Source organism: Acetatifactor sp. (assembly GCF_982438285.1).
Genome location: NZ_CEWDFQ010000210.1, coordinates 1 through 5,376, shown reverse-complemented (window position 1 = coordinate 5,376; position 5,376 = coordinate 1). Strand labels below are relative to the sequence as shown.

Annotated in this window: 4 protein-coding genes; all 4 read left to right on the top strand. The window is 50.5% G+C overall.

Features of this window, described 5'->3' with window-relative positions; translation table 11 throughout:
- Positions 1 to 58 precede the first annotated feature (58 nt).
- The 4 genes from AC1WIP_RS10645 (at position 59) to AC1WIP_RS10630 (ending at position 5,277) form a co-directional block, all read left to right on the top strand.
- Complete coding sequence (locus AC1WIP_RS10645; protein ID WP_481141807.1) at positions 59 to 1,519, top strand: tagaturonate reductase; 1,461 nt, start codon at positions 59 to 61, stop codon at positions 1,517 to 1,519.
- On the top strand, positions 1,504 to 2,997 hold the full coding sequence (locus tag AC1WIP_RS10640) for a UxaA family hydrolase (protein WP_481141806.1): 1,494 nt from the start codon (positions 1,504 to 1,506) through the stop codon (positions 2,995 to 2,997). Before AC1WIP_RS10645 ends, AC1WIP_RS10640 begins: the two co-directional genes overlap by 16 nt.
- 165 nt (positions 2,998 to 3,162) lie before the next feature.
- Positions 3,163 to 3,699, top strand: coding sequence for a hypothetical protein (locus AC1WIP_RS10635; protein WP_481141805.1), 537 nt, complete (start codon positions 3,163 to 3,165; stop codon positions 3,697 to 3,699).
- Between the two features lie 12 nt (positions 3,700 to 3,711).
- Positions 3,712 to 5,277, top strand: coding sequence for a glycoside hydrolase family 28 protein (locus AC1WIP_RS10630; RefSeq protein WP_481141804.1), 1,566 nt, complete (start codon positions 3,712 to 3,714; stop codon positions 5,275 to 5,277).
- The last annotated feature ends 99 nt before the right edge of the window (positions 5,278 to 5,376 follow it).

Here is a 5,376-nt window from a genome sequence, read left to right as displayed (position 1 = left end):
CCCTGAGAGGGCGCGGATTTAAACTGCGGGAGAGCGCGGAATGGAGGACAAAACAGAAATGGAAATCTTAAACAAAGCAATGACTGGCAAAAAGGAAAGGCCTGTCAAAGTAGTACAGTTTGGAGAGGGGAATTTCCTCCGCGGATTTGTGGATTACATGATCGACATTGCAAATGAGAAGGGCATGTTCGACGGGGATATTGTGCTGATCAAGCCCATTGAGTTTGGCAATCTGGAAATGTTCCACAGACAGGACTGCCAGTACACGGTTTCCTTGAGAGGAATCGTTGACGGCGAGGCGAAGGTTTTGAATAGAAAGATCACCAGTGTTGCAGACGCGGTGGACACCAGCACGGAATACGAAAAATACATGAGCCTGGCAGAGCTGGATACCCTGAGATTTGTAGTGTCCAATACCACTGAGGCGGGAATCGTATACGATGAGACGGATCAGTTTGATGCAAAGCCTCCCAAGAGCTTTCCCGGCAAACTGACTCAGTTTTTGTACCGCCGGTTTGAAACCTTTAAGGGAGATAAGGAAAAGGGTCTTGTAATGCTTCCCGTAGAGCTGATTGATGACAACGGCATCATGCTGAAAAAGTGCGTGATGCAGCTGATCGATCTCTGGAAGCTGGGCGACGACTTTAAGACCTGGGTGGACGAGGCCTGCATTTTCACCTCTACCCTGGTAGACCGCATTATCACCGGCTATCCTCGTGACAACGAGAAAGAAGAATGGGAAAAGCTGGGCTATGAGGATCATCTTCTGGTGACGGGAGAGCCCTTTGCCCTCTGGGTCATTGAGAGCGAGAAGGACATCAGCAAGGAGCTTCCCCTTCCCGATGCAGGACTGCCTGTAATTTTTACGGACAATCAAAAGCCTTATAAGCAGAGAAAGGTGCGCATTTTAAACGGCGCCCACACCTCCTTTGTGCTGGCCTCCTATCTGGCAGGCAATGATTATGTGAAGGAATCCATGGATGACGATGACATTAGAAACTTCATGATGAAGACCATTTTCGACGAGGTGATTCCCACGCTGACCCTTCCTGAGGCAGAGCTTAAGGAGTTTGCAGAGGCAGTGATCACTCGTTTCAACAATCCCTATGTGAAGCATGCGCTGCTTTCCATCTCCTTAAATTCTGTTTCCAAGTGGAGAGCAAGGTGTATGCCCAGCCTTTTGGGATACGTGGAGAAAACCGGAAAGCTTCCTGTGCACCTTGCCTTCTCTTTAGCTGCGCTGATGGCCTTCTATACGGGAACAGAGATTCGTGACAAGGCGCTGATCGGACACAGAAACGGTCAGGAATATAACATTATGGATGACAGGAAGGTGCTGGAATTCTTCCGGGATAACTGCGAGAAGGATACGCGCACATTTGTAACCGCATTTCTGGGAGAAGAAGATTTCTTCGGCCAGGATCTGAATCAGGTGGCGGGGCTTACCGACGCGGTAACCGCTTATCTGGATGATATCAAGAAAAATGGTATGAGGGCGGCATTATGCAGAATTTCTTAAAAATCAACGATAAAGACAATGTGGTGGTGGCGCTTGTGCCCATTCCCCAGGGAGAGCAGATTCAGGTAGAGTGGGACGGGAGAAAAAAAACCGTCACCGCAGGCCAGGATATTCCCGCAGGCCATAAAATGGCTATCTGCGATATCAAGAAGGGCGGCGAGGTGATCAAGTACGGCTACCGCATCGGCAACGCCACAGAGGATATCAAGGAGGGTGAGTGGATACACACCCACAATATCAAGACGGCCCTGGGTGAGCTTCTTGACTACACCTATGAGCCTGTGCCCGTGGAGGAAAAAAGAACGGAGGATGTTACCTTCCAGGGCTTTCAAAGGCCTGACGGCAAGGTGGGCGTGCGCAACGAAATCTGGATCATTCCCACTGTGGGCTGCGTGAACAACGTGGCCACCGCCATCGCCAGAGCGGCAAACGCTTTCGTAAAGGGCAGTGTGGAAGAGGTAATTGCATTCCCTCACCCTTACGGCTGCTCCCAGATGGGCGACGATCAGGAGCACACCAGAACTATCCTGGCAGATTTGATCAACCACCCCAATGCAGGGGGTGTCCTAGTGCTGGGGCTGGGCTGTGAAAACAGCAATATTGACGTACTGAAGTCTTATATTGGCGAGTACGATGAGAACAGAGTGAAATTCCTAGTGGCCCAGGAATGTGAGGATGAGATCGTCCAGGCAGTGGAGATTATCAAGGGACTCATCGACTATGCGGCGGGCTTTGAGAGAGAGCCCATCAGCGTAAGCCGCCTGGTGGTGGGCATGAAATGCGGAGGAAGCGACGGTCTCTCCGGCATCACGGCCAATCCCCTGGTGGGCCAATTTTCAGACCTTCTGATTTCCAAGGGAGGCACCACTATTCTCACAGAGGTGCCGGAAATGTTTGGAGCGGAGACCATACTGATGAACCGCTGCGCGGATGAAGCGCTGTTTGAAAAGACGGTGGCTCTCATTAATGACTTTAAAAATTATTTCAAGAGCCACAACCAGACCATTTATGAGAATCCTTCTCCCGGAAACAAAAAGGGCGGCATCTCCACTCTGGAGGATAAATCCCTGGGCTGTACCCAGAAATCAGGAAGCGCTCGGGTGAAGGGAGTGCTGGCCTACGGGGAGACGGTAAAAACGCCGGGCCTGAATCTGCTCAGCGCTCCGGGCAACGATCTGGTGGCTGCAACCGCCCTGGCTGCAGCAGGGGCACACATTGTGCTGTTTACCACCGGAAGAGGAACCCCCTTTGCATCTCCGGTTCCCACCGTGAAAATTTCCACCAATTCCGGGCTGGCTGGCAGAAAGTCCAACTGGATTGACTTTAACGCCGGCGTTCTGGTGGAGGGAAGCACCATGGCTGAGGAAACGAAGAAGCTGTTTGATTACGTGGTGGAGGTAGCCTCCGGAAAGCAGGTATGCTCTGAGGCGGCAGGCTTCCACGATATGGCGATTTTCAAACAGGGCGTGACGCTTTAACCGCCGGCGGTTCCCAAAGGACGCTGTAAAAGGCGGCGATGATTCAATGATATATGAGAAATACCTGCGGTTTTGGCGCTCTGTGAGTAAGCTCACACCGGCTCAGGGCGCGCAGGTATTTTTTATAGGGGTTTCAGCCCTAAAAAAAGGAGAGAGGAAAAGGATATGAGCATGAAAGAACGGCTGAAGGAGGCTTATGAAAGCATCCGAAAGAAAGACCCCCAGGCGGCAGCCGGTGTTGTAGAGGAACTGAAAAAGCTGCCCAGAACGCAGGAGGGGATTTTTGACATGGAGTCCATCGATCCTGACCGGTATGAGGCTGCCAGGTGGGTCTATCCTGTTTATGCGGCATACGAGACGGCCTGCAACAAAAAGGAAGGCTATCCTGATATTCTGGCCCAGATACGGACGATAAACAGGCTGCTGAAGCAGGATTACACCTTTGAAAACGCAGCTGCCGCAGCGGATATGCTGATTCGCACCATTGACTGTATGAGTCCTGAGATTTATGAATATTATAGGGAGCTTGTTGATATCTTTAAAGAAAATGTAAAAGAAATCATAAGCCGTTATCTTAAGGAGGATGGAGACAGCGTATGGGCTGGGAAAGATTCCAGGGCCTGCGAGCTGTTTCGCTGCGCTGTGAGACAGGCCTGCCAGGATTATGTGCTTTTGGCAGAAAAATATCAGGTGTTTTGTTAAAGGAGAGGCAAAATGGAAATTATTCATGTGATGCACACGGCCAGAAGCGCCGTGATTGAAATAAAAGATGGCGGTCGTTATTTTACGCTGCGTCCCTATCGTATCTTTGTAAACGGCACAGAAAAGACGACCTCTGACCGCACCATTACCTCCCTGTACGGTCTTAAACCCGATTCCAGGCAGCTGATAGAGGTGTATGACGGGCAAAAGAAGGTGGGGGAGGTGTCCTTTAAAACTGATTATGAGTTTGTGACGCTGGATGTGACCCGCTTCGGAGCCAAGGGAGACGGCATACAGGACGATACCCATTTTATTCAGGCGGCCATTATGGCCTGTCCCAGAAACAGCAGGATTTATTTTCCCGCAGGCACCTACCGGATTACCAGCCTGTTTTTAAAGAGCCATATCCGCCTGGAACTGGCCAAGGGGGCGGAGCTGAAAGCAGACACGGACAGAACTCGTTTTCCTGTGTTCCCGGGCATGATCGAAAGCTATGACGAGACGGACGAATATAATCTGGGAACCTGGGAGGGCAATCCTCTTCCCATGTTTTCCGGCATTATCTGCGGCGTTGGCGTGGAGGACGTGGTGCTGTACGGGGAGGGCGTCATAAACGGCAACGCCTCTAAGGAAAACTGGTGGAAGGATCCCAAGGTGATGAATATTGCCTTCCGCCCCAGGCTTTTCTTTCTAAGCGGCTGTAAAAATATTACCCTCCAGGGATTGAAATTCTGCAATTCACCCTCCTGGACCTTACATCCCTATTTCAGCAATGATCTCAGATTTCTTGCATTGACAGTGGAAAATCCGGCAGATTCCCCTAATACGGACGGACTGGACCCGGAATCCTGCAAGAATGTGGAGATTCTGGGTGTGCGCTTTTCACTGGGAGACGACTGTATCGCAGTCAAGAGCGGCAAGATTTACATGGGAAGGAAGCATAAAACTCCTTCGGAGGATATTCATATCCGCCAATGCCTTATGGAAAATGGGCATGGGGCCGTGACCGTAGGCAGCGAAATGGCAGGAGGCGTTGTGAATCTCACTGTGGAGGACTGCATTTTCCGCCATACGGACAGGGGGCTTCGGATCAAGACCAGGCGGGGAAGGGGAAAGGATGCTGTCTTAAGCAATATTGTTTTTAGGAACCTGACTCTGGATCATGTGATGACGCCTTTGGTAGTCAACGCCTTTTATTTCTGCGACCCGGATGGAAAGACAAAATATGTGCAGTCAAGAGAGCCGTACCCGGTAGATGACAGAACGCCGTCAATTAAGAAAATGGTCTTTGAGAATATGGAGTGTACAAACTGCCATGTGGCGGCAGCGTATTTTGACGGCCTGCCCGAGCAGAAAATCGAAGAAATCATAATGAAAAACATATCCATCAGCTTTGCGGAAAATGCCAAAACAGATGTTCCTGCTATGTCGGAGGGTGTCGAAAAAAGCAGCAAAAGAGGACTTTTTGCAAGAAATGTTGCAAGACTGGTTTTGGATCATGTGCGGATCGAAGGACAGACTGGAGACGCATACGAACTGATCGGCGTAGATGAATTGGAGGAGGAAAGATGCAGTTAGGAATCAGATTACACGACACAAAAAAGCTGCCCCTGGAGGAGCGGATTGCGGATGTTCACAGACTGGGTTTTCAGTGCGGTCATCTGGCCCTTGCAAAGG

Bases quoted from the DNA above. Each gene is read 5' to 3' on its own strand.
- AC1WIP_RS10630 (WP_481141804.1), top strand. From the start codon at position 3,712: ATGGAAATTATTCATGTGATGCACACGGCCAGAAGCGCCGTGATTGAA.
- AC1WIP_RS10645 (WP_481141807.1), top strand. From the start codon at position 59: ATGGAAATCTTAAACAAAGCAATGACTGGCAAAAAGGAAAGGCCTGTC.
- AC1WIP_RS10640 (WP_481141806.1), top strand. From the start codon at position 1,504: ATGCAGAATTTCTTAAAAATCAACGATAAAGACAATGTGGTGGTGGCG.
- AC1WIP_RS10635 (WP_481141805.1), top strand. From the start codon at position 3,163: ATGAGCATGAAAGAACGGCTGAAGGAGGCTTATGAAAGCATCCGAAAG.